Source organism: Flavobacterium frigidum, assembly GCF_048286735.1.
Classification (GTDB): Bacteria; Bacteroidota; Bacteroidia; order Flavobacteriales; family Flavobacteriaceae; genus Flavobacterium.
The window spans coordinates 72,959-96,174 of the sequence record NZ_JBLVPU010000001.1 but is presented as its reverse complement, the minus strand read 5'-3'; the positions used below and the strand labels follow the sequence as shown (position 1 = coordinate 96,174).

Below are 23,216 nucleotides of genomic sequence, written 5' to 3'. Positions count from 1 at the left end.
ATAAATACTACTTTTGATACTTTCGAGTTATAGTATTTATGTTGAAAAAATTACTTTTTTGGATTGTAATCAGCTGTTTTTCTGGGCTCCAAGCTCAAGAGATTAATTCGCTCTACAAAACCAAAAAAATTCTCCCTTCCCGCGACACTATTTTTATTGAAAAAGAAAGTATAAATTCCAGTTTTTTCAAGCTGCTTGACGCCAAAGGAAATACCATTGATAGCACTTTCTTTGTGGTGAATTTCAAAAAAGGAACCTTAATTTTTAAAGAAAACAGGCTTGTCAATTCAGATTCGCTTACTATTCAATATTTAAAATTCCCTGAAATACTGACCAAAGAATACCGCATTTATGACCCTAGTAAAGTGGTAAGTAATGAAGCGGGTAAAGACAATTTATACAAAATTGAGAACAAAAACCTCAAAAAAAAAATTCCATTTGATGGGTTAAATACTTCCGGAAGCATTACCCGCGGCATAACCATAGGGAACAATCAAAATGCGGTTTTGAATTCGAATTTAGATTTACAAATCACCGGTAAAATATCTGAGAAAGTAAGCTTAAGAGCTTCTATTCAAGACAGTAATATTCCGCTGCAAGATGGCGGATATTCCCAGAAATTAGATCAATTTGACAATGTATTTATGGAGCTATTTAGTGATCAATGGAACATTCGTGCAGGTGATATTTTTCTCGAAAATAAGAAAACGCAATTCTTAAATTTTAATAAAAAAGTACAGGGACTGGCCACAAATTTCAACTTTGGAACCGAAACTAACAAAACCAATGTATTTGCATCTGCAGCATTGGTTCGCGGCCAATATGCCAAAAGTAATTTTGTAGGACAAGAAGGCAACCAAGGCCCTTACAAATTAAAAGGCCAAAATGGAGAGTTATATGTACTAGTTGTGTCTGGTTCTGAGCGCGTTTACGTTAACGGAACATTATTAAAACGTGGAGAAAATAATGATTACACGATCGATTACAATGCAGGTGAAATTGTATTTACACCGCTTTTTACCATCACTTCCGAAATGCGAATTGCCATAGAATACCAGTTTTCTGATCGAAACTATACCCGTTTTGTTACCTATGCTGGAGCAACACACGACACTAATAAATGGAGTTTTGGAGGTTATTTGTATTCCGAAAATGATCTTAAAAACCAACCCTTGCAACAAAATTTATCACAGGAACAAGCACAAATATTAGTAAATGCAGGAGATAATCCTAGATTGATGACAGCACCTTCGGCGTACAGTGACACCTATTCAGAAAACAAAGTACTATATCGGAAAACAGTGTTTAATGCCGTCGAAATTTTCGAATATTCGAATGATGCGCAACAAGAATTATTCAATGTCCGATTTACTTTAGTTGGCACCAATACTGGAAATTACATAATAACGAATTCTGAAACAATTTCTCGGGTTTATGAATACATCCCGCCTGTAAACGGGATTCCACAAGGAAATTATGAGCCCATAATTCAGCTTATTGCGCCAACAAAAGTTCAAGTCGCCACTTTTTTAGGAAAATACAAACCAACGGAAAAAACTGCTATCGATTTTGAATTTGGCATTAGCAATGCTGATCAAAATTTATTTTCATCGATTGATGACGCCAATAATAAAGGTATAGCTGGAAAAATAAATACCAAGCAGCGACTTTATTCAAAGAAATGGCAAATCGATGCTTTTGCTAATTATCAATTGATACAAAAAAACTTCAGATCTGTAGAACGACTATACAATATTGAATTTGATCGAGACTGGAATATAGGAACTGCTGGTATTGGCAATCAAAGTTTACTCGTTTCCGGATTACAATTTGACTTAAAACCAAAACCCCAAGCAGCTACATCAGGACTTTTGCTGTATCAGTTTGAAAAACTGGATTTCTCTGAAAATTTTTCAGGTAACAGGCATCTTTTAAATGGTGTGTTTCGGGTAAAAGGCTGGTCTTTTCAAAACCAAGGTAGCTTTCTAAAAAGTGATGGCGCTATTTCATCATCGAAGTTTTTAAGAAACCAATCACAAATGCGTTTTAATTTCAAAAAAAACTGGATTGGCTCTAGCCTTCGATTAGAAGACAACCAAGAGAAAAGCAAAACAACCAATCAGTTTTCGGCTTTGAGCCAAAAATTTACAGAGTATGGCATCTTTTCAGGACGAGGAGACAGCACAAAGATTTTTGTCGAATTGGGATACTTGAGAAGAACCAATGATAGTTTGCAATCCCAAAATGCTGGAAATAGGATTCAACGCGTGAACTCGTCGCAATCGTTTCAACTGAAGTCGAAATTAATACAAACTAATAAAAACGATTTGTCTGTTTATGCAAATTACAGAGTTCTAAATTTTGTAGATCCAACACGAAAAAAAGAATCTACCTTAAATTCGAGAATAGTATATACCGATCGTTTTTTCAATCAATTAATTCAAAGTACTTCGGTTTACGAAACAAACTCAGGAACTATCCCACAACAAGAATTTACCTATCTTAAAGTTGTTGCGGGACAAGGTGTTTATACTTGGAATGATTACAACGGTAATGGCGTACAAGAATTACAGGAGTTCGAAGTCGCCCCATTTATAGATCAAGCAGAATTTATTAGGATATTTTTGCCCAATCGAATTTACATTAAAACACATCAAAATAAGTTTTCACAATCAGTTACAATAAACCCCAATCAATGGCAAAATGAAAAAGGATTAAAAAAACTACTTTCCTATTTTTATAATCAAACTGCATATATAATCGACCGTAAAACGAGAAGTAATGGTGCAAATTTCGAATTAAATCCATTCAGTAGCTCAAATGAAAATGTATTAGGATTGAATTCCAGTTTTAGAAATAGTTTGTTTTACAATCGAGGTAAGCAAAACCATTCAGTGACGTATTCGTATTTACAAAATAAAACAAAAAACTTACTATCAATAGGTTCTCAGGAAGCAACAAACAATTCCCATCAATTGCAATACAACCATTTGTATCAAAAAAGTTGGTTGTTTGGTTTTTTTGCCAAAACAATTCAATCTACTATTCAATCTGAGAATTTTCCAGAAAAAAATTATGCGATAAACGGATTTCAATTAGCTCCAAAAATCAGTTATTTATTCTCTAAAAATACCAGTTGGGATATTTTTTATGAATTACAAAGTAAAAAAAACTTAATTGGAGTCTTCGAAATATTATTACAAAACCGTTTTGGAACCGCTTTTTCCTACGCTAGTACTAAAAAAATAACACTGAACGGTGAAGTTTCTTTTTACCAAAATAAATTTGAAGGAAATGAGTTTTCTGCAGTTGGGTTTCAAATGCTCGAGGGATTACAAACCGGACAAAACTTGACTTGGAGATTGCTTTTGCAAAAAAACATTACACAATTCTTAGACATCAACTTGAATTACCAAGGGCGTAAAAGCGAAACGAGCCAAGCCATTCATACTGGAAATGTGCAACTGAGAGCTTATTTTTAAGAAGAATTGCAAGAATAATTTATTCAAATACCAATTTATTTCTTATTTTTATTACATAACCTTAAAACAAAACGATTATGAAAAAATTACTTTTATTCTTTTTTGCGATTATTATAGCGGCGAATATGAATGCACAAGAAACTGCAGCTGAAAAAAAAGCAGCAAAAGCTAAAACTGAAAAATTAGCAAAAGCCAAAAAAGAAAAAGCTGAAGCAGCGAAAGATAAAGCGGCTACAGCCAAAGAAAAAGCAACTACAGCGAAAAAGAAAGCGGAAAGTGCTAAAGAAAAAGCAACTACAGCTAAAGAGAAAACAACGAAAGACAAAGCCGAAACTGCAAAAGATAAAGCTGTAACATCTAAAAAAACAGCAAAAGACAAAGCAGAAGCTGCCAAAGACAAAGCAACTACAGCTAAAGAAAAAGCGAAAACTGCAAAAGAAAAAGTAGTCAAAAATGAAGCGAAAACTGTAAAAGATAAAGCAGCAACAACTAAAGAAAAAGCAACTGCGGCTAAAAAAACGGCTAAAGAAAAAGCAGAAACTGCCAAAGATAAAGCAGCGTCGGCTAAAACAACTGTGAAAGAAAAAGCTACAAGTGCGAAATCAGTAAAAAAAATCAAGGAAACTAACGAAAAAGCACCTAAAGTAGCCGACAAAATAACAGGAGAATACAATGGTAAAAAAGTATATACTGGTCCTCGAGGGGGGAAATATTATATTAATGCAAACGGAAATAAAACCTATATACAATAATAATTTTATAGAAAATATATTGGAAAGGCTATCTAAAAAAGATAGCCTTTCTTTATTTTAGTCTATTGTTGCGTCCTGAAATAATATTTAATAACTTAATAGTTTAGTAATAGTTTACAAATATTAAAACGCCTTAACAACTGTATCTTCCCCCAAAGAAATATTTGAAATCATTACAAATGAATATAAAAACTGAGCCTAAAACTATTTTAATAGCACCTTTAAATTGGGGTTTAGGTCATGCAACTCGCTGCATTCCTATCATAAGAGCTTTGCTTAAGAACAACTATATTCCTATAATTGCATCCGATGGAATTGCACTTGCATTACTACGAAAAGAGTTCCCCGCGGTTCAAACACTCGAACTCCCATCCTACCATGTTGAATATGCTGAGAATGGGGCCAATTTTAAATGGAAACTAATACAGAATGGCCCGAAAATGATAAGAGCCATTCAGCAGGAGAAAAAAATAATTCAAGATTGGGTTGAGAAATATGCGATAGACGGTATCATTTCTGATAATAGATTGGGTGTTTTAAGCAAAAAAATCCCGTCTGTTTTTATCACGCACCAATTGAATGTGATAACCGGCAATACCACTTGGATCACCAGTAAAATACATCAAACTATCATAAAAAAATATTCGGAATGCTGGGTGCCAGATCTTGACGGAACTATAAACCTAACAGGTAAACTAGGTCATGTAAATCATCCCAATCTCAAAACAAAATACATTGGGCCTTTGAGCCGACTCCAAAAGAAATTAGTACCAAAAAAATACGATTTACTTGTAATTCTGTCAGGTCCGGAACCACAGCGTGGTATGTTAGAAAAGCACTTAAAAGCAGAAATAGTTAAATACAATGGTACTGTAATTTTCATTGAGGGAAATATTGAAAAAGAACAAAAAACAACAACGATTGGTACTGTTATCTATTACAACTTTATGAATTCAACCGAGTTAGAACAAGCTTTTAACGAAAGTGAAATGGTGCTTTGCCGTTCTGGTTATACGACCATTATGGATCTGGCTCAATTGAGAAAAAAAGCATTTTTTATTCCCACACCTGGACAGTTCGAGCAAGAATACTTAGCTGAAAAATTCCAAACTGAAAGATTGGTGCCTTATGCCACACAAACTGATTTCAAAATGGAAGATCTTGCAAAAATTGAAGACTATAGAGGTTTGCCTCAAATGAATTCTAAAATAGATTGGCAGAATTTATTCCAAATTTTTGAAAAATAATCAAACTTTGATTCACAGAAATAAAAAAAACCGATTCACAAGAATCGATTTTTAAATTGTTTTAATCTTTGATTTTATGTTATTTTTTTACTTGATTTGTTTTCTCAAGTGTGAATGAAAATTCAGAACCTACACCGTACGTGCTGTCTACATAAATTTTCTCATCATGTGCTTCTATAATATGTTTCACGATAGACAATCCTAAACCTGAACCTCCTTCTGTTCTGGCTCCACTCTTATCCACTCTATAAAATCGCTCAAAAAGTCTAGGAATATTTTTCTTTTCTATTCCTTCACCATTATCTGTAATGCGTACAATAACTTTTTCATTGGTTAGATCCTCGATACTAACCTCGGTCGAACCTTTCTCTTTTCCGTATTTAATAGAGTTAACAACGAGATTCATGACTACTTGTTGAATTTTTTCCTGGTCTCCAACCACCATAACGGGTTTGTTGTATCGCATATCAAACATGAGCAGTATGTCCTTTTTTGAGGCTTTCATTTCTAGCAAATCAAAAACATTTTGTACAAGCTTTACAATATCAAATTCTGCTATCTCTAAATTCAGATCTCCTATTTCAAGTTTCGAAATCATGTCTAAATCCTGCACAATGTAAATCAATCTTTCGACTCCTTTTTCGGCGCGTTCCAAGTATTTTTTTCTAATTGTTTTATCGTTCATAGCACCATCAAGCAAAGTCGACAAATAACCTTGTACTGTAAATAAAGGAGTTTTCAGCTCATGGGAAACGTTTCCAAGAAATTCTCTTCGATATTCCTCACGGACTTTTAACGTTTCTATTTCTAGTTTTTTATCTGTTGCAAACTTTTTTACTTCTCGAGTAAGCGTCGCCATATCTGTGGTTATAGGCTGGTTTCTAAAAGTACTTGACTCGAGTAAAGAAACATCATCGTATATTTTCTTTACTTTTTTATAAATAAAACGCTCTACTCGATATTGAATAACAAGAAAAGAAAATGTACCAATAGCGATAGCAAAAATCAAACTAAATTGATACGAAAATTTGAAAAACAAATAGGTCAAAAAGCTAACTAATCCAGTAGAAAAAAGGGTAATATAAAGCGCAGACTTTACAGCGAAGCGATATGTTTTTTTAAAATTTATTGTCATTTACACTTCAAACTTGTATCCTACTCCTTTTATGGTTTTAAACAATTCCTCTCCAATTTTTTCGCGCAGTTTACGAATATGCACATCAATAGTTCTGCCACCAACCACAACTTCGTTGCCCCAAACTTTGTCTAAAATTTCATCGCGTTTAAAAACTTTTCCAGGCTTTGAAGCCAATAAATAAAACAATTCAAACTCTTTTCGAGGTAAAGCAATTTCAATATTGTCCTTTACAATTTTATACTCTTCGCGATTAATTTCGATACCACCTACATTAAGTGTTTCGCTATTAATCTCTTTGTCTTTTAAGCGTCGTAGTAGCGCTTTTACTTTGCTGACTAATAATTTAGGCTTAATTGGTTTTGTGATATAATCATCCGCACCGGCATCAAAACCAGCAACTTGAGAATAATCTTCACTTCTTGCTGTTAAGAACGTGATCAAAACATTACTCAGTTCAGGAATTTTCCGGATGTTTTCGCAAGCTTCCATTCCATCCATTTCCGGCATCATAACATCCATAATAATAAGGTCTGGAAGTTCCTTTTTAGCTTTGACTATCGCGTCTTTACCATTTACCGCCGTAACAATTTGGTACCCTTCCAGAGAAAGGTTGTATCCTACGATTTCTAGAATATCTGGCTCATCGTCAACTAATAGAATCTTGGTGTGTTTTTTCTTCATAAAGCGCCAAAAATTGTTTTTGATTGGTAAATGTAATCATAAATGAGGTATCGAAAAGCTGTTAACCGTAATTTAATATTGGATGGTTTTTAGGTACAAAAACACAACACAAGCATAACAAGTCAGTAACTCAAATTTTACATTTTGACCGTTACTTTGCAAAAAATTTAAACCAAATGAAATTCAAGTTACTATTTTTCACGTTATTACTAACAGCTAGTTCTTTTTCACAAAGTAAAGGAACCATTACTGGAACGTTAACAGACAAAGAGGCTAACAATCAGTCATTACCTTTTGCAAACGTTCTTATTAAAGGCACAAGTATAGGAACAAACACTGATATTGATGGTAAATATACCCTAACTATACTTCCAGGATCATACACATTACAGTTAAGTTTTGTAGGGTATGAAACTGTAGAGGTTCCCGTTACAGTAGTTTCTGATCAAACGGTAACGATAAATAAAGCATTGGGTTCAGGAAGCTATACACTGAAAGATGTAATTGTTAGAAATACTACAAGTAGAGAAAAAGAAACGGCTCTACTATTAGACCAAAAACAAGCAGTAGTCATCAAGCAAAGTATTGGAGCTCAAGAAATGGCTCGTAAAGGAGTTAGTGATGTTGAGGAAGGCTTGACAAAAATTACCGGAATCACTAAAGTTGACGGAAGAGGATTATTTATTAGAGGTTTAGAAGACCGTTACAACAACTTATTGATAAACGACTTACAATCACCATCAAACAGCCCTTTCAAAAAAATTATCCCATTGGATTTATTCCCTACTGATGTTGTGGGAGTATTAAATATCTACAAAACATTTAATCCCAATATTTCTGGAGATTTTGCCGGAGCAACTGTTAATATTGAAACACCTCAACCAAAAAATATCACTAAACTGAATATTGGTTTTGGATATACAACTAACAATAATCTTCAAGATTTCTTGCTTTCTGATGATGCAAATTCAACGAAAGGTTCTTTAGGACTTATTGGTAACGACAGAGCGCTTCCTGGTGTCTTTGGATCAGTTCCAAGCGGACAAAAACTTTCTCCTGCGGAATATGAGAATGGTTTTGGTAAAAAATCTTGGGATGTTAACAATACAAAAAGTCCTTTGAATTCAAGCATTGGATTTTTACATGCTCAAAAATTCAATCTTGAAAAAGAAAGAAATATTAGTTATATAATGTCTTTCAATTTTGACAATAAATATTCTTACCGAGAAGGAGTAGATAGAACTTTCAACCTTGGACAAGGGAACTACGACAATAATTTATATAATACACAATACAGCTACCAAACTACTTTTTCTGGTTTAGCAGGTTTGAAATACAAAACAAACCGTTTTAACTTGAATTTCAACACGTTCTTGATTAAAGCAACTGAAAGCAAAATCCAAGATCAATTAGGATACACAAACAGTTTAGCAAATCAGACAAATAATCTTATTAGATTAAATCAATACGAAGAATCTAACTATTGGAACACGCAATTGTATGGGGATTATAAATTGACTGAAGATGGAAAACAGACCTTAAAAGCTGGAGGTTCTTTTGTAAAAACTTCTTTTCAACAACCGGATAGAAAATTTATCACAGGTGTAAAATTAGATGACACCCAAATAAATATGTCTTATGGGGGTAATAACTTAAACCGTCAATTCCTTGATGTAAAAGGAAACTTCTATTACTCTTCACTTTTAGAATATAATTTAAAATTTGGAGACAAAGAAGATTCTAACAAATTATCTATTGGATACAACAGCTCGCTGAATGACATGGAATCTTCTTACCGTTTCTTCTCAGGAAGAAGGAATTTAGAGAAAAACTATACTGCTGATTTAAGTACTATAAGCCAAAACATCAACGAAGATATCAATAATGGAATTGTTTATGTTCAAGAAGAATCAAACGGAGATTATAAAGTAAAATTGAATCAGTTTATTAATGCAGGTTACTTCAATTTGTTTATGAATCTTGGAGAAAAATGGGATTTGAATGCTGGTATTAGAGGCGAAAGTTCAACTCGTACCATAAAATACAGAGAACAAGGAGATCCTTTTGGAAGTGCTTACCGCAAAAAGACAGATGATAAATTAGATATCTTACCATCTGTGAATGCGAAACGAATTTTGAATGAAAATAGCAATTTGAGAGTCTCATTGGCAAAAACAATAACTCGTCCAGTTGCAATGGAGTTGTTACCAATAAATTACATCAATGCCGATGGAACTTCAGAAAGTGGAAACCCGGATTTAAAAAACAGTGAAAACTATAATGTAGATTTCAAATATGAATTATTCCCTAACAACAAAGAATTGTTTGCTGTAGGTGTATTTGGAAAAATGATCAATGATCCAATTGAAAGAGTTTTCAAACCAACTGCAAATAGTGGTGGTCAAATCACAACTTTCAAAAACTCAGAGCAAGCGGTTATTTATGGTGCCGAAATAGAAATGCTTTTCCAATTGAGCAGAATAAGTAAATCTCTTTCTAATTTCTCTTTAGGTTTTAACACATCATTAATGAGTACTGATGTTAAAATTGACCTTAAAAAACAAGGAAATGAATTAGAAAACAGTACAAACCGTAAGCTGCAAGGTGCTTCTAGCTGGTTAATCAATTCTGATTTAAAGTATGATTTCATCCTTAATAAAGATTGGAAAAACTCAATGACATTAGTTTACAACGTTTATGGAGATCGTATTTTTGCTGTAGGTTCTTCAGGAATTGATCACATCTACGAAAAATCATTTAGTAAATTAGATTTTGTTTGGACTAACTCAATTTCAAAAAGTATCGAACTTAAATTTAGTGTAGACAACATCTTAAATCCAAGTTACAAAAAAGAGTTGGGAAGCAAAAGCACTTTAAACATTACAGAAGACTCGCTACTTTTAAGAGAATTCAAAAAAGGTGTTGGGTTCTCCTTTAACATAGGATACACGTTTTAAAAACAATAAAAAAAGAGCCGTAATGGCTCTTTTTTTTGTTTATATAAGTAACATAAACTTTACATCAATTTCATTGTTATATAATACTTTAATAACAATTACATAACTAAATTTCAGAAGCTCGGGAGTAATTTTGACATAAATAATTAACAAAAAAACTTATAATTTTAAAATCATTAAAAATGAAAAAATTAGTATTCAGTCTTGCATTATTGAGCTTGGTTTTTACAAGTTGTACTTCAAGTGATGACGATGTAGCAACAACTCCACCAACAGCAACGGGTGAAATCACAGGAGATATCACAGCATCAAAAACGTATACAAAAGGTGTTTATACAATTAAAGGTACAGCAAGAGTAAAAAGCGATGCTACATTAACTTTTGAAGCTGGTTCTGTAATTACTGCTGATGCAGCTGATGGTCCGGATGCTTTAGTAATAGAAAAAGGCGGTAAATTAAATGCTTCAGGAACAGCTGCGGAACCTGTAGTATTTACTGAAAAGTCTAAAACTGCTGGTTCTTGGGGTGGTATCATCATGTTTGGTGATGCTCCTGTAGTTTCTGGAAAAACTGCTGATGGGACGCCTATTACTACTGCAACTTCTGAAGATGGTACAAATATTGTTTACGGTGGTACAAATGCTGCTCATAATGGTGGTTCTTTAAGATATGTACGTGTAGAATATGCTGGTAAAAAAATTCTTGACGGAAATTCTGAAATGAATGGTTTCTCATTCTATGCAGTAGGTTCAGGAACAGTATTAGAAAACTTAGTAGCTTACAAAGGAGCTGATGACGGTTTTGAATTTTACGGCGGTACTGTAAGTGCTAAAAACCTTATTTCTTACGGAAACACAGATGATTCTTTTGACTGGCAAGATGGATGGCAAGGTCAAGCGAATACCAACTGGTTCGCATACCAAACAGGAGCTGGAAATTTTGGGATGGAAATTGAAGCTAAAAGTGTAAACAATGCTTTCTTCCCTAAAGTATCTAATATTACCTTAAGAAGAGCTGCTGGTACGGCAACTGAAGCTGGAAATCCATTAGAAATTGATGCATTCCAATTTAAGAAAGAAGGTAATGGAGAATTTACTAATGTTGTAATTTCAGGTTACACGAATACAGCGGTTTCTGGTACTACAACGATAAATGCTGTTGCGGTTAGAATTCAAGAAGCTATAACAAACACTAATCAGGTTGTTACTGGTAAAATAAAAATGTTGGATGTAAAGATTACAGACACTAATACAGTTCAATGGGGTGCTGGTGCAGCTTTCACAGTTTCATTTTTACCTGCAAACTTCACAACTAGCACAACAGCTACTGGAGCAGTGCTAACTCCTGGTGCATGGGCAATTGTTGATGGTGTTAATTTATTATCAAATTTGTAATAAATAAACCAATTGAAATATTATAAACATCCTGAGCAATCAGGATGTTTTTTTTTGGTATGCTTTTTGAAATATTTTTTGTATATTTACTTTACAAATAAATCTAATGGCAAAAAACTACTTTTATAGTATCATTTTATTGGTTTTTTTATTCACTTTGAGCGCAAGTGCTCAAGATAATAAGCAACAACCAAAAACGCAAGAAACCGCCGCAATCGAGGGTTTAAGCTTGTACCCGAACCCTGTGAGTAATGGTAAAGTGTACATCACTACAAAAAACGACTTGGATAAAGAAATCATTATCTTTGACGTTTTAGGAAAAAAAGTGATGCAAACCATGCTCAACTCTAGAGAACTTAATGTTTCTATCTTAACGTCTGGTGTTTACATCATTAAAATAAATGAAAAAGACGCTTCAGCTACTAGAAAACTAATTATCAGATAATACTTCCTCATTTAAATACAAAAAAGCACTAATCTTATTGGTGCTTTTTTTTGCAACATACCTCATTTTTCGATGATCGAAAAAGTCTATTGCTACAGTGTTACAGCCCTTCCAATAAAAAATTTGTTTACTTTTGCAAAAAAAATTCTTGATCACAGCTACAGATATATTTACCATCGCCAATTACAAACAATTTGAAAAAATTGCGTTGAAAGTGTTTCGTTTCCAACACGAAAATAACTTGGTCTATCAAGAATTTTGTGAATTTTTAAAAATAGATCCCAAAAAAGTAAAATCACTACAACAGATACCTTTTTTACCGATTCAGTTTTTTAAAAGCCATCAAGTGGTTTCAAGTACCAATACTATTCAAGAAACCTTTACCAGCAGCGGAACAACCGGAATGATTACCAGTAAACATCTAGTGACTGATATTACGTTATATGAAGAAAGTTACCGCAAAGGATTTTCAGAATTTTATGGGAATATTGAAAATTACGTAGTTCTAGCGCTACTTCCTTCTTATCTAGAGCGGGAAGGCTCTTCGTTAATTTACATGGTGAAGGATTTAATTGAGCTTTCCAATCATCCTGAAAGTGGGTTTTATCTCCACAATCACGACGAATTAATTGAAACGCTGATCACTTTAGACCAAGCTGGGCAAAACGTTATTCTGATTGGAGTTACTTTTGCTCTATTAGATTTGATAGAAAAACGTAGGTTTCAATTAAAAAACACCATAATTATGGAAACCGGTGGTATGAAAGGAAGACGAAAAGAAATGATTCGGGAGGAATTACACGAGCAACTTTGTGCAGGTTTTGGCGTTTCAGTCATCCATTCTGAATATGGCATGACAGAGTTGCTTTCGCAAGCCTATTCTTTAGGAAATGGCGTATTTGAATGCCCTACTTGGATGCAAATCCTGGTTCGCGATACAGAAGATGCTTTGACCTATATTCCAGAAGGAAAAACAGGCGGAATCAATGTGATTGATTTGGCCAACATTAATTCCTGTTCTTTTATTGCTACGCAGGATTTAGGCAAAAAAAATCCCAACAACTCTTTTGAGGTATTGGGACGTTTTGATAATTCGGATGTTCGAGGTTGTAATTTGATGGTTTTGTAATCTTTATTAATTATTGTGAGCATGCGTACTTTATTTTTTAAACTTTTTTTATTCATTAGTTTATGTAGCAATGCGCAAAACACCGATATAGAAGTTCAAATAGACTCTATAACGTACAAAGATCCATCTACTAGCGAACGTATATTTACGGTACATTACCACATCAAAAACAAAACAAAAAGTCTTATTTCATTAGTTTTAAATACTAATGAGTTACGATCTAACATGTACAACAGTTCGTCTTGGATTCCCTCGTACAGACTGTTTCAAGAAAAAAACATGATAAAAACGACTACCCTATTCGATGCTAAAAAAAGTGATGCTATTCTTAAAAAAATGATGCAAGATTTAGAATCTAACCGAGATAAATTAAATAAATATCTTTTAGCTAAACAAAAAGTAATATCAACAACGATAAGCAAAAATATTATCAATTCTATTTTCAAACTAAAAGGTAACGAGACTAAAAGCTTTGTTGCAAGTTTGACTTGGGATAAAAATCGATATCACAAACACTTTGATAACGAATATTATTTAGACCAAAAATCAACACATTATTTAGACCTATTCCTATATTTCAACAAATATGAACTAAAAGATCACTTATTGCCAGAAGATTTAAATACAATTTTAGAAGATGCTACGATTGCAACAGGGTGGCTCTACTCCAACAAAATGGAAATTAATTTCAACGACTAATTAGAAACAAACATCCCAACAACTCTTTCGAGGTATTGGGATGTTTTATAATTAGAATAGAGAATAATTCATTTATCACCTTAAACCACTCTCACCACAAAATAATTTTTCTTACCACTTTGCAACAATACAAATTGATTGTTGATTAGATCTTTGGTCGAAAGCACAAAATCCTCGGCAACTTTTTCTTTATTCACCGATATAGAATTAGCTGTCAATGCACGTCTTGCTTCACCATTGGACTTAAAAAATCCTGTTTTCTCGTTTAAAATATCTACAATATTAATCCCAGTTTCGATTTCATTTCTGCTGATTTCAGCTTGGGGAACACCATCAAAAACCTCTATGAAAGTGGCTTCGTCTAATTGTTTCAAATCATGAGAAGTAGAATTTCCGAACAAAATATTAGACGCTTTAATTGCATTTTCTAAATCTTCTGTTGAATGAACCATCACCGTAATTTCTTCGGCCAAACGTTTTTGTAGCAATCGTAAATGTGGTGCTTCTATATGTTTTTCGGTTAGAATCTCGATTTCTTCTTTTGATAAGAATGTAAAAATCTTAATGTATTTCTCCGCATCAATATCTGAGGTATTCAGCCAATATTGGTAAAATTTATATGGTGAAGTTCGAGCTGAATCCAACCAAATATTACCCCCTTCGGATTTTCCAAACTTAGTTCCATCTGCTTTTGTAATCAACGGACAAGTCAACGCATACGCTTTTCCACTGGCGATTCTACGGACTAGTTCCGTTCCGGTGGTTATATTTCCCCATTGATCGCTTCCGCCCATTTGCAACGTACAATTTTTATTTTTGTACAAATGTAAAAAGTCATATCCTTGAACCAATTGATAGGTGAACTCTGTAAATGACATTCCTTCGGCAGCTTCAGAAGACAAGCGTTTCTTTACTGAATCCTTGGACATCATATAATTTACTGTAATGTGTTTTCCAATATCCCGAATGAAATCCAGAAAAGAAAAGTTCTTCATCCAGTCGTAATTGTTCACTAACTCGGCAGCATTTGAAGCATCTGAAGTAAAATCTAAGAAACGAGCCAATTGTCCTTTTATCGCTTCTTGATTGTGACGCAAGGTTGGTTCGTCTAATAGATTTCTTTCATTCGATTTTCCTGATGGATCACCTATCATACCCGTTGCTCCACCCACAAGCGCTAATGGTTTATGTCCCGATATTTGAAAATGCTTCAACAACATCACACCCACTAAATGTCCTATATGCAATGAATCGGCAGTTGGATCAATTCCCACATACGCCACACGCATTTGTTCCATCAAATGTTCTTCTGTGCCGGGCATTACATCGTGGAGCATTCCTCTCCAAGTCACTTCTTCAATAAAATTCTTCATCTTTTTAATCAATTTCCACAAAGATAATAATATCAATGGCAAAAATCAATTTCAATTACAATAACAATTTTTGTAAAAAAATTAATTTTAAAGTGCTCAATTGAAGTTGTGATTGAAAATGTCATCTGATTGAAATTGCTATTGCTATTGCCATTGAAATTGATTTCATTACCTTTGTAAATATGATATTAGTCACAGGAGGAACCGGTTTAGTAGGCGCGCATTTATTGCTTCATTTGATTGAATCCCAAAGTATGGGAAACAAAAAAGTGCGCGCTATTTATCGATCTACACCTTCGTTAGAAAAAACGAAAGCTTTATTTAACTTGTATAAAAAGGAAGCTCTTTTGGAACAAATCGAATGGATTCCTGCAGATATTACAGATGTTCCCTCCTTAGAAATTGCTTTTCAAAATATTAATATGGTCTACCACTGCGCCGCTTTGATTTCTTTTGATCCAAAAGAAGAAGAACGTTTGCGAAAAACAAATATTGAAGGCACAGCGAATATTGTAAACTTTTGTCTCGCTTTTGGAATACAAAAATTATGTTTTGTCAGTTCTATTGCTACTTTGGGTGATTTACCGCCTCATGAAAAATTCATCACTGAGGAAACGGAATGGAATCCAGAACTTCCGCATAATGATTATGCTATTTCTAAATATGGTGCCGAAATGGAAGTGTGGCGCGGACAACAAGAAGGTCTAACCGTAATTATCATCAATCCCGGTGTTATTATTGGTCCTGTACTTACGCATACGGATTGGGAAAAAGGCAGTGGCCAACTTTTGACAAAAGTTAAAAACGGCTTACAATTTTATACGCTAGGAGCAACAGGATTTGTTGCTGTTATAGATGTAGTGCGTATTGCAGTTCAGTTAATGCAAAGCGAAATAAAAAATGAACGCTTCACTTTAATTTCAGAAAATAGTATTTTTCGTGATATTCTGAATGCTATGGCTGATGGATTGGGGGTCAAAGAGCCTACAATTCATGCTAAGCCCTTTTTTATGGAAATCCTCTGGAGATTAGATTGGTTTGTTTCGAATGTGTTTCAACAGGAGAGAAAATTGACTCAAACTTCAACCAAAGCCTCCTATACCAATACTCTGTATTCCAATCAAAAAATTAAAGAGGCATTAAATACCGATTTTATAAACATTCACAAGTACATCAAAGAAATAACCCATTTATAACTTAATATATTCTTAGAGTATCTCTGTCTATACGTGATTTTTGCTGTGCCTTTTTAACCGATTTTTTCTTTTTTTGTTTTTTAATCAAGGAATCTACACTTTGAGTTTTAACTTCTAATCGCTTACTAATTTGCTCAAACATGCTCTTATACTCGTCGTAATCAGAAGCGTAATAAATATTGCTTTTGGCATATTGAATACTGTCAATTTTATATTTCTTAAAGATATACGCTCTAGAATTTATTTTAAAAGTATCCAAGGAAGCTGGATTTTGATTTTTTATAGCTTCTAAAACAGTCAAATCATACATAATATCGACCATAACATCTTGTGCAATCAATCGATCTGGCTTAGGCACAACTTCCTCTTTACAGCTGACAAATACTATTGCAATTGCTAAAAATAATATGATTTTTCTCATTTATGAAATTTTATCTTTCAAATAGCAAACGTTTTCCTGCACGAATATCTTTTACTTTAAAAGCAGTATAAACCAATTCTCCGTTTACAAAGGTATGGGTAATTCTAGATTTAAAAGTATATCCTTCAAATGGAGACCAACCACATTTAGCAATAATATTTTCTTTTTTTACGCTCCAAGGCAAACCTGCATTTACAATAACTAAATCTGCGTAATAGCCTTCTCTAATAAAACCTCGCTTTTCTATTTTGAAAATTTTAGCCGGATTATGGCACATTTTTTCCACTATTTTCTCTACGCTAATTTTTCCTTCATAATGTGCTTCAAACATAGCCACAACGGCGTGCTGCACTAATGGACCTCCAGATGGTGCTTTTAAGTACGACTGGTTTTTTTCTTCTAAAGTGTGCGGCGCATGATCTGTAGCAATAACATCAATTCGATCGTCTAGCAAAGCTTCCCACAACACTTTTCTATCATGGGCTGTTTTTACAGCTGGATTCCATTTAATCAAATTGCCTTTAGTAGCATAATCATCATTGGTAAACCAAAGATGGTGAATACAAACTTCGGCGGTAATTTTTTTATCTTCTAATGGAATTTTGTTGGTAAACAAATCCATTTCTTTGGCAGTCGAAAGATGAAAAACATGCAATCGTGCTCCTGTTTTCTTGGCCAGTGCTATCGCTTTTGAAGAGGAAATATAACAGGCCTCTTCACTTCGGATTAGATGGTGCGCTGTAACGGGAATATCTTCTCCAAACTCTGCTTTGTATTTTTCTAAATTTTTTTGGATGGTCGTTTCGTCCTCACAATGCACCGCAATTAATAAGGGTGTACTAGAGAATATTTTCTCTAAAGTGACTTCATTATCCACCAACATATTTCCTGTTGAGGAACCTAAAAATATTTTTATTCCGGCAACATTCTTTGGATTTGTTTTTAAAACTTCCTCTAAATTGTCATTAGTCGCCCCCATCATAAAGGAATAATTCGCATATGATTTTTGCGAGGCCAGCTCGTATTTTTGTTCTAATATTTCTTGGGTAACCGCATTCGGGATTGTGTTGGGTTGCTCAATAAAAGAAGTAATTCCTCCAGCAATTGCTGCTTTCGATTCTGATTCTATATCGCCTTTGTGCGTAAGTCCAGGTTCTCTAAAATGCACTTGATCATCAATAGCTCCAGGAATCAAATAATTCCCTTCGGCATCAATAATTTTGCATTGAGAGGATTTTGCACTAATACTGTCTGCAATCTCAACAATTAAGTCATTTTCAATTAATACATCGCCTTCAAAAAAGACTCCTTCATTTACAATTTTGGCATTCTTAATTAAAATCCTGTTCATCTTATCTTTTTCTTATAATGTGTTGACTAATCTTTTTAATCTAAGTGCAATTACTCCAAAAACAGCTTCAACAATTATAGAATTACTCATTTTGGACTGCCCTTTTGTTCTGTCAGTAAAAATAATGGGTACCTCAACAATTTGAAATTTTTTGCAATAGGTTCTGTATTTCATTTCAATTTGAAACGCATAACCCACAAATCGTATTGTATCTAAATTGATTTCCTCTAATACTTTTCTCTTATAGCAAATAAATCCTGCTGTGGCATCGTGTATCTTCATACCGGTGATGAATTTTACATATACTGATGCAAAATATGACAATAAAACACGACTCAATGGCCAATTGACCACATTTACTCCTGTAACATACCGAGATCCAACAGCTAAATCCGCATCGCCTAAGTGACAGGCATTGTATAATTTTTCTAAATCATTTGGATTGTGAGAGAAGTCGGCATCCATTTCAAAAATGAAATCATATTTACGCGCTAATGCCCATTTAAATCCATGAACATAAGCTGTTCCCAAACCCGATTTTTTGGTTCTTTTTTCTAAAAACAATTTCCCAGCAAATTCAGATTGAAGTAAAACTACCTTGTCAGCAGTGTGATCCGGTGAATTATCATCAATAATAAGAATATGAAAGGATTTATGCTGCGAAAACACGGACCGAATAATGCTTTCTATATTTTCAATTTCGTTATAGGTAGGAATTATAACAATACAATCATTCATCTTTTTTGACTAATTTCAACGCAAAAGTAAACTTTTTATGCCATTTGTTCCTTAATAAAATTATAATAAAAAGAATGATATAAAAATTACTAATTTTGTTGCGTTATGATCGAAAATCTACTTCTACCAAGAATAACGGAGAACAAAGACTGGGCAACTGTGCTTTTTGTTCTGGCGTTTGCTATAATCGCTATCACTAAATCGGTTTTCGAAAACAGATTTGGAGACTTTGCCAATTTAATTTTTTCGAACAAATACAACAAGGTTTACCGTGACAGTAGCCACCTAAGAAGTAGTTTTACCATTGCTTTATTTTTTGTTCAAGTCATTTCATTTGCTTTCTTCATTCAGATTTCGCTCAGCTATTTTGGTTATGCTTCGAAGACCGATTGGGTCCTCTATATTCAAATAGTTACTTTTTTAACTTTTTTTATATTAGCTAAACATTTAATTGAAAAAATAATTGCCACATCGTTTCAAATTGAAGAATTTTTAGAACAATTCAGTCTTCAAAAAGTGACATACCGAACTTATATTGGGTTATTCATGCTTCCTTTGAATATTATTTTGTTTTATTACGACTCATTTTCAATAAATATTCCTTTGGCGATGATTGCTATAGTTATAATATTCAATGTGTTAACCTATTTGATTTCAATTAAAAATTATCAAAATATAATATTCGGTAAGTTGTTTTATTTTATTTTATATCTTTGCGCTCTTGAAATAGCACCCTATTATTTTATGTATTATTGGTTTACCAAAGGGACTGCTTAGAAATAGTTAAAATATGAAAGTGAAAACAATTTTGGTGTCACAGCCCGAGCCTAAAGTGGAAAATTCCCCTTACTTTGAACTTCAACAAAAGCATAAAGTAAAAATTGATTTCAGACCTTTTATTCACGTAGAAGGAGTTAATGCCAAAGAGATCCGACTTCAAAAAATTGATCTTAATCATTACACCGCAATAATTTTAACGAGTAAAAATGCTGTTGATCATTTTTTTAGAGTAGCCGATGAAATGCGGTACAAGGTACCTGAAGGCTTAAAATATTTTTGTCAATCCGAAGCTATTGCTTTTTACTTACAAAAATATGTTGTGTACAGAAAACGTAAAATCTACGTTGGTCCAAAAGATTTTGCCGATTTATCTCCGCTAATTAAAAAATACAAAGACGAAAAATTTCTATTACCCGCTTCGGATCAATTAAATGCCGATGCACCAATCACACTAAACGCATTAAAAGTAGACTGGACTCCTGCCGTTTTTTACAAAACCGTTATGAGTGATTTATCTGATCTAGCCGATGTTTATTATGATGTTTTGGCTTTCTTTAGTCCAACTGGAATAAAATCGTTGTTTATGAATTTTCCAGACTTTGAACAAAACAACACACGAATCGCTGTTTTTGGTAGCACCACACAAAAAGAAGCACTAGATCATGGTTTAAGAGTTGACATTCTTGCTCCAACACCAGCAACACCATCTATGACAATGGCTTTAGAAAAATATATTACCGAAGCTAATAAAGGAAAATAATTTTTTACACTATACACATAAAAGCCATTCGTAATCGAATGGCTTTTTTTATGTCCAAACATCATCTAGTGCATTTCTTTAATTAACATTGCTCCTACTACTTATTGTTGTAAATTTGATTTTCAATTCAAACTAAATTCCATATTTTAGTTTACAATAATAACTTATGAAAATAAATTCCTTAATCGTAGAAATTGACGGTATTGACAAAGAAATTTTACGCGACTTGATGGAAGATGCCCGAAAACCTATTCTTCAGATCGCCAATAAAATAGGAATTTCGGGAGCGGCAATTCATCAGCGTTTGCGAAAACTAGAACAATCGGGTGTTATTTCAGGATCAAAATTCACGGTAAACAATAAAGTACTTGGTTACAATACAATGGCCTTTGTTGGCGTATATTTAGACAAAGCAGCTAGAAATGCCGAAGCTGTTCGTGATTTAAAGAAAATTCCTGAAGTTTTAGAATGCCATTACACCACCGGAAACTGGTCGATTCTAATCAAAATTATTTGTCGCGACAACGAACATTTAATGCACTTACTCAACACTAAAATTCAAGCGATTGAAGGCGTATCTAGGACAGAAACTTTCATTTCCTTAGACCAACAAATTGACCGACAGATTCAACTTTGATAAAAGTGAAGGGCAAGATGTGAGTTGTAAAAAGTGAGTTGTGAAAAGTGAGATGTGAAGGGTAAGTTATGAGATATAAAAAAAATCCAAACTCCATTAAAATTGGAATTTGGATTTGATACGTAATTATATAAAAGTTAGAGAATTAGTCTCTTCTTCCTCCCATATAAATTGAAATGTAATAAAGTAACGTTGCAATTGATCCTAAAGCTGCTACAACATACGTTCTGGCAGCCCATTTTAAAGAATCTTTGGCTCCAGCTTGTTCTTGAGGCGTAAGCATTCTTTTGTTTTCTAACCAAGCCAAAGCCCTATTACTAGCATCATATTCGACTGGTAAAGTCACAATCGAAAACAAAGTAGTAGCTGCAAAAATGATAATTCCAATCAACAACAATTGCGGAAAAGTATTTAACAGTAGAATTCCGCCAAGCAAAATCCACTGCATATAACTAGATGCCACATTTACAACAGGAACTAATTTAGAACGCATCGTAAGCCATTGATACCCTACAGCATGTTGTACTGCGTGTCCACATTCGTGAGCTGCAACAGCAGCAGCTGCGGCATTTCGCTGGTTATAAACCGCCTCACTTAAGTTTACGGTTTTATCTGATGGATTGTAATGATCCGTTAATCTTCCTGGAGTTGAAATCACTCTTACATCACGAATTCCGTTATCCGCAAGCATCTTTTCAGCAATTTCAGCACCTGACATGCCATTCTGCAAATGCAACTTTGAATAGTGTTCAAACTTGCTTTTTAATCTTGAGCTAACTAACCAACTTGCTAGCATAATACCGCCCATTAATATCATTGATGGTAAACTGAATCCTAACATATCTTGTTATTTTAATTTTTTATAAAGTTATAAAACTAACAACAAAATTTGAACCAATTTTTAAAAATGTCAATGTGGCATTTGTTAAATAAAAAATCTAGCAAGATATGGCAACAAATTAATTATCCACAGTGAAGCTACGCCTCTATCTCTAATTGATCATTAATTCTTTGAAATTTATCAATCAAATTATCTATTTTCAAATTTTCCTTAACTATTTGTCTGGGACGTAAGTAAAACCAAACAAACCCACCCCAAAATAATGTAATTGTATAAGCAAAAATCCCCCAGAACATGGTCATCATAGATGTGTATTCATACATATATAAACACAATCCTAATCCTAGAACTATAAAATAGTAACTCAACATTTTCGACTGTAAGAACTTTTGCTTTGTTTTAATTGCTATTAATTTTTGCAAATATGCAGCATTACTATCTGTATTGTCCAATTCTTTATACGCACCAAACAATCTATTATAAACAAATAAGTAGATAGCCATTATGGCGACGTTCAAAACAATTCCTATTTTGGTTGAAAGAAATTGCGGTTGGTAGTAATACCAAATTAAAAGTATTAAAACGCAAGTTGCGATCAGCATGGCATTTGTAAGTATTAATCTTCGCAAACTAGTTTTTTTGAAATGTTTAAGTTTAGCAAGCAATTCTTCTATATTTGGCGGACTTACAGCCTGCTGTTTCCATAAATTTTTGAAGTCTATATTATTCTCCATTTTCTTTAAATTTGTGTGTCAGTTTTTCTTTAATTCTATGAATTTTTACTCTAATATTGGCTTCAGAAAGCCCGACAATATTGGCAATTTCGGCCTGTTTTACATCTTCAAGTTCGAGTGAGATAATAATACGGTCGGTTTCCGGAAGTTCGGCAATGCATTTGTACAAAAACTGAATCTGTGGCTCCAGTGAATATTGCTTTTCTTCGGTGATGTTTACAGGAAGTTCAGACTTAGGAAACCGTTTTCCTTTTTCGATCTGCCTCAGACAATTATTCGATGCTATTCGGAAAATCCAAGTCCCAATGCTGGATTCATTTCTAAATGTTTCCTGTTTTTGCCAAACAATAATAAATGTTTCCTGAGCAAGATCCTGCGCAAGGTCATAATCATTTACATAACCCATACACAAACGAAATATCTTTTGCCAATAGATTTTATATACTTCTTCAAACTCCATT

General features: G+C 33.6%; 21 protein-coding genes. 12 read left to right on the top strand and 9 right to left on the bottom strand.

The window, feature by feature from the left end; genetic code table 11:
* The first annotated feature begins 38 nt into the window (after positions 1 to 38).
* The 3 genes from ACNQGO_RS00440 (at position 39) to ACNQGO_RS00430 (ending at position 5,481) form a co-directional block, all read left to right on the top strand.
* Complete coding sequence (locus ACNQGO_RS00440) at positions 39 to 3,482, top strand: hypothetical protein (RefSeq protein WP_417983838.1); 3,444 nt, start codon at positions 39 to 41, stop codon at positions 3,480 to 3,482.
* Between the two features lie 77 nt (positions 3,483 to 3,559).
* Complete coding sequence (locus ACNQGO_RS00435) at positions 3,560 to 4,234, top strand: hypothetical protein (protein WP_417983837.1); 675 nt, start codon at positions 3,560 to 3,562, stop codon at positions 4,232 to 4,234.
* Between the two features lie 179 nt (positions 4,235 to 4,413).
* A complete protein-coding gene (locus ACNQGO_RS00430; RefSeq protein ID WP_417983836.1) occupies positions 4,414 to 5,481 on the top strand; it encodes a glycosyltransferase family protein in 1,068 nt (355 codons plus the stop codon).
* Between the two features lie 79 nt (positions 5,482 to 5,560).
* Here the strand turns inward: ACNQGO_RS00430 and ACNQGO_RS00425 are convergent, their stop codons facing one another.
* Together ACNQGO_RS00425 and ACNQGO_RS00420 are read right to left on the bottom strand one after the other, a co-directional pair.
* Entirely contained in the window at positions 5,561 to 6,616 is a 1,056-nt protein-coding gene (locus tag ACNQGO_RS00425) for a sensor histidine kinase (protein WP_417945431.1), read from the bottom strand.
* A complete protein-coding gene (locus ACNQGO_RS00420; protein WP_309759283.1) occupies positions 6,617 to 7,300 on the bottom strand; it encodes a response regulator transcription factor in 684 nt (227 codons plus the stop codon).
* 176 nt (positions 7,301 to 7,476) lie between these two features.
* Between ACNQGO_RS00420 and ACNQGO_RS00415 the strand changes: the two genes are divergently transcribed.
* From ACNQGO_RS00415 to ACNQGO_RS00395, 5 genes are all read left to right on the top strand, one after another.
* A complete protein-coding gene (locus tag ACNQGO_RS00415) occupies positions 7,477 to 10,257 on the top strand; it encodes a TonB-dependent receptor (protein WP_417947348.1) in 2,781 nt (926 codons plus the stop codon).
* 182 nt (positions 10,258 to 10,439) lie between these two features.
* Positions 10,440 to 11,651, top strand: a complete 1,212-nt coding sequence (locus tag ACNQGO_RS00410) for a hypothetical protein (RefSeq protein WP_417947347.1) — start codon at positions 10,440 to 10,442, stop codon at positions 11,649 to 11,651.
* Positions 11,652 to 11,757: 106 nt separating this feature from the next.
* Positions 11,758 to 12,096, top strand: a complete 339-nt coding sequence (locus ACNQGO_RS00405; protein WP_417983835.1) for a T9SS type A sorting domain-containing protein — start codon at positions 11,758 to 11,760, stop codon at positions 12,094 to 12,096.
* 148 nt (positions 12,097 to 12,244) lie between these two features.
* Positions 12,245 to 13,225, top strand: a complete 981-nt coding sequence (locus tag ACNQGO_RS00400) for a LuxE/PaaK family acyltransferase (RefSeq protein WP_417947998.1) — start codon at positions 12,245 to 12,247, stop codon at positions 13,223 to 13,225.
* A gap of 21 nt (positions 13,226 to 13,246) precedes the next feature.
* Positions 13,247 to 13,924, top strand: a complete 678-nt coding sequence (locus ACNQGO_RS00395) for a hypothetical protein (protein ID WP_417969806.1) — start codon at positions 13,247 to 13,249, stop codon at positions 13,922 to 13,924.
* 80 nt (positions 13,925 to 14,004) lie between these two features.
* Here ACNQGO_RS00395 and tyrS read toward each other — a convergent pair whose 3' ends face one another.
* Positions 14,005 to 15,297 carry a tyrosine--tRNA ligase gene (tyrS, locus tag ACNQGO_RS00390; RefSeq protein WP_417969804.1) on the bottom strand — a complete coding sequence of 431 codons (1,293 nt, stop codon included), beginning with the start codon at positions 15,295 to 15,297 and terminating at the stop codon, positions 14,005 to 14,007.
* A 182-nt stretch (positions 15,298 to 15,479) separates the two neighbouring features.
* On the opposite strand from tyrS, the gene ACNQGO_RS00385 reads away from it, so the two are divergent.
* Positions 15,480 to 16,493: an NAD-dependent epimerase/dehydratase family protein gene (locus ACNQGO_RS00385; RefSeq protein WP_417975639.1), complete on the top strand. Its 1,014-nt coding sequence runs from the start codon at positions 15,480 to 15,482 to the stop codon at positions 16,491 to 16,493.
* 1 nt (position 16,494) lies between these two features.
* Here the strand turns inward: ACNQGO_RS00385 and ACNQGO_RS00380 are convergent, their stop codons facing one another.
* The 3 genes from ACNQGO_RS00380 to ACNQGO_RS00370 are packed head-to-tail and all read right to left on the bottom strand — an operon-like array spanning position 16,495 to position 19,003.
* Positions 16,495 to 16,914, bottom strand: a complete 420-nt coding sequence (locus tag ACNQGO_RS00380) for a DUF4296 domain-containing protein (protein WP_417983834.1) — start codon at positions 16,912 to 16,914, stop codon at positions 16,495 to 16,497.
* A 10-nt stretch (positions 16,915 to 16,924) separates the two neighbouring features.
* Positions 16,925 to 18,265 carry a dihydroorotase gene (locus ACNQGO_RS00375; protein ID WP_417983833.1) on the bottom strand — a complete coding sequence of 447 codons (1,341 nt, stop codon included), beginning with the start codon at positions 18,263 to 18,265 and terminating at the stop codon, positions 16,925 to 16,927.
* 12 nt (positions 18,266 to 18,277) lie between these two features.
* Complete coding sequence (locus tag ACNQGO_RS00370; protein WP_417945415.1) at positions 18,278 to 19,003, bottom strand: polyprenol monophosphomannose synthase; 726 nt, start codon at positions 19,001 to 19,003, stop codon at positions 18,278 to 18,280.
* A 105-nt stretch (positions 19,004 to 19,108) separates the two neighbouring features.
* On the opposite strand from ACNQGO_RS00370, the gene ACNQGO_RS00365 reads away from it, so the two are divergent.
* The 3 genes from ACNQGO_RS00365 to ACNQGO_RS00355 all read left to right on the top strand — a co-directional run bounded on the left by ACNQGO_RS00365 (position 19,109) and on the right by ACNQGO_RS00355 (position 21,180).
* Positions 19,109 to 19,780, top strand: a complete 672-nt coding sequence (locus tag ACNQGO_RS00365) for a DUF4271 domain-containing protein (protein ID WP_417945413.1) — start codon at positions 19,109 to 19,111, stop codon at positions 19,778 to 19,780.
* A 13-nt stretch (positions 19,781 to 19,793) separates the two neighbouring features.
* Positions 19,794 to 20,543: a uroporphyrinogen-III synthase gene (locus ACNQGO_RS00360; protein WP_086453847.1), complete on the top strand. Its 750-nt coding sequence runs from the start codon at positions 19,794 to 19,796 to the stop codon at positions 20,541 to 20,543.
* A 166-nt stretch (positions 20,544 to 20,709) separates the two neighbouring features.
* Positions 20,710 to 21,180: an Lrp/AsnC family transcriptional regulator gene (locus tag ACNQGO_RS00355; protein WP_309756523.1), complete on the top strand. Its 471-nt coding sequence runs from the start codon at positions 20,710 to 20,712 to the stop codon at positions 21,178 to 21,180.
* Between the two features lie 145 nt (positions 21,181 to 21,325).
* Here ACNQGO_RS00355 and ACNQGO_RS00350 read toward each other — a convergent pair whose 3' ends face one another.
* The 3 genes from ACNQGO_RS00350 to ACNQGO_RS00340 form a co-directional block, all read right to left on the bottom strand.
* Entirely contained in the window at positions 21,326 to 22,021 is a 696-nt protein-coding gene (locus tag ACNQGO_RS00350) for a zinc metallopeptidase (RefSeq protein ID WP_417945410.1), read from the bottom strand.
* 137 nt (positions 22,022 to 22,158) lie between these two features.
* The gene (locus ACNQGO_RS00345; RefSeq protein WP_417983832.1) at positions 22,159 to 22,755 is read right to left on the bottom strand and encodes a hypothetical protein; all 597 of its coding nucleotides are present in this window, start codon (positions 22,753 to 22,755) and stop codon (positions 22,159 to 22,161) included.
* Positions 22,745 to 23,215, bottom strand: a complete 471-nt coding sequence (locus ACNQGO_RS00340) for an RNA polymerase sigma factor (RefSeq protein WP_417983831.1) — start codon at positions 23,213 to 23,215, stop codon at positions 22,745 to 22,747. Before ACNQGO_RS00340 ends, ACNQGO_RS00345 begins: the two co-directional genes overlap by 11 nt.
* Between the last annotated feature and the right edge of the window lies 1 nt (position 23,216).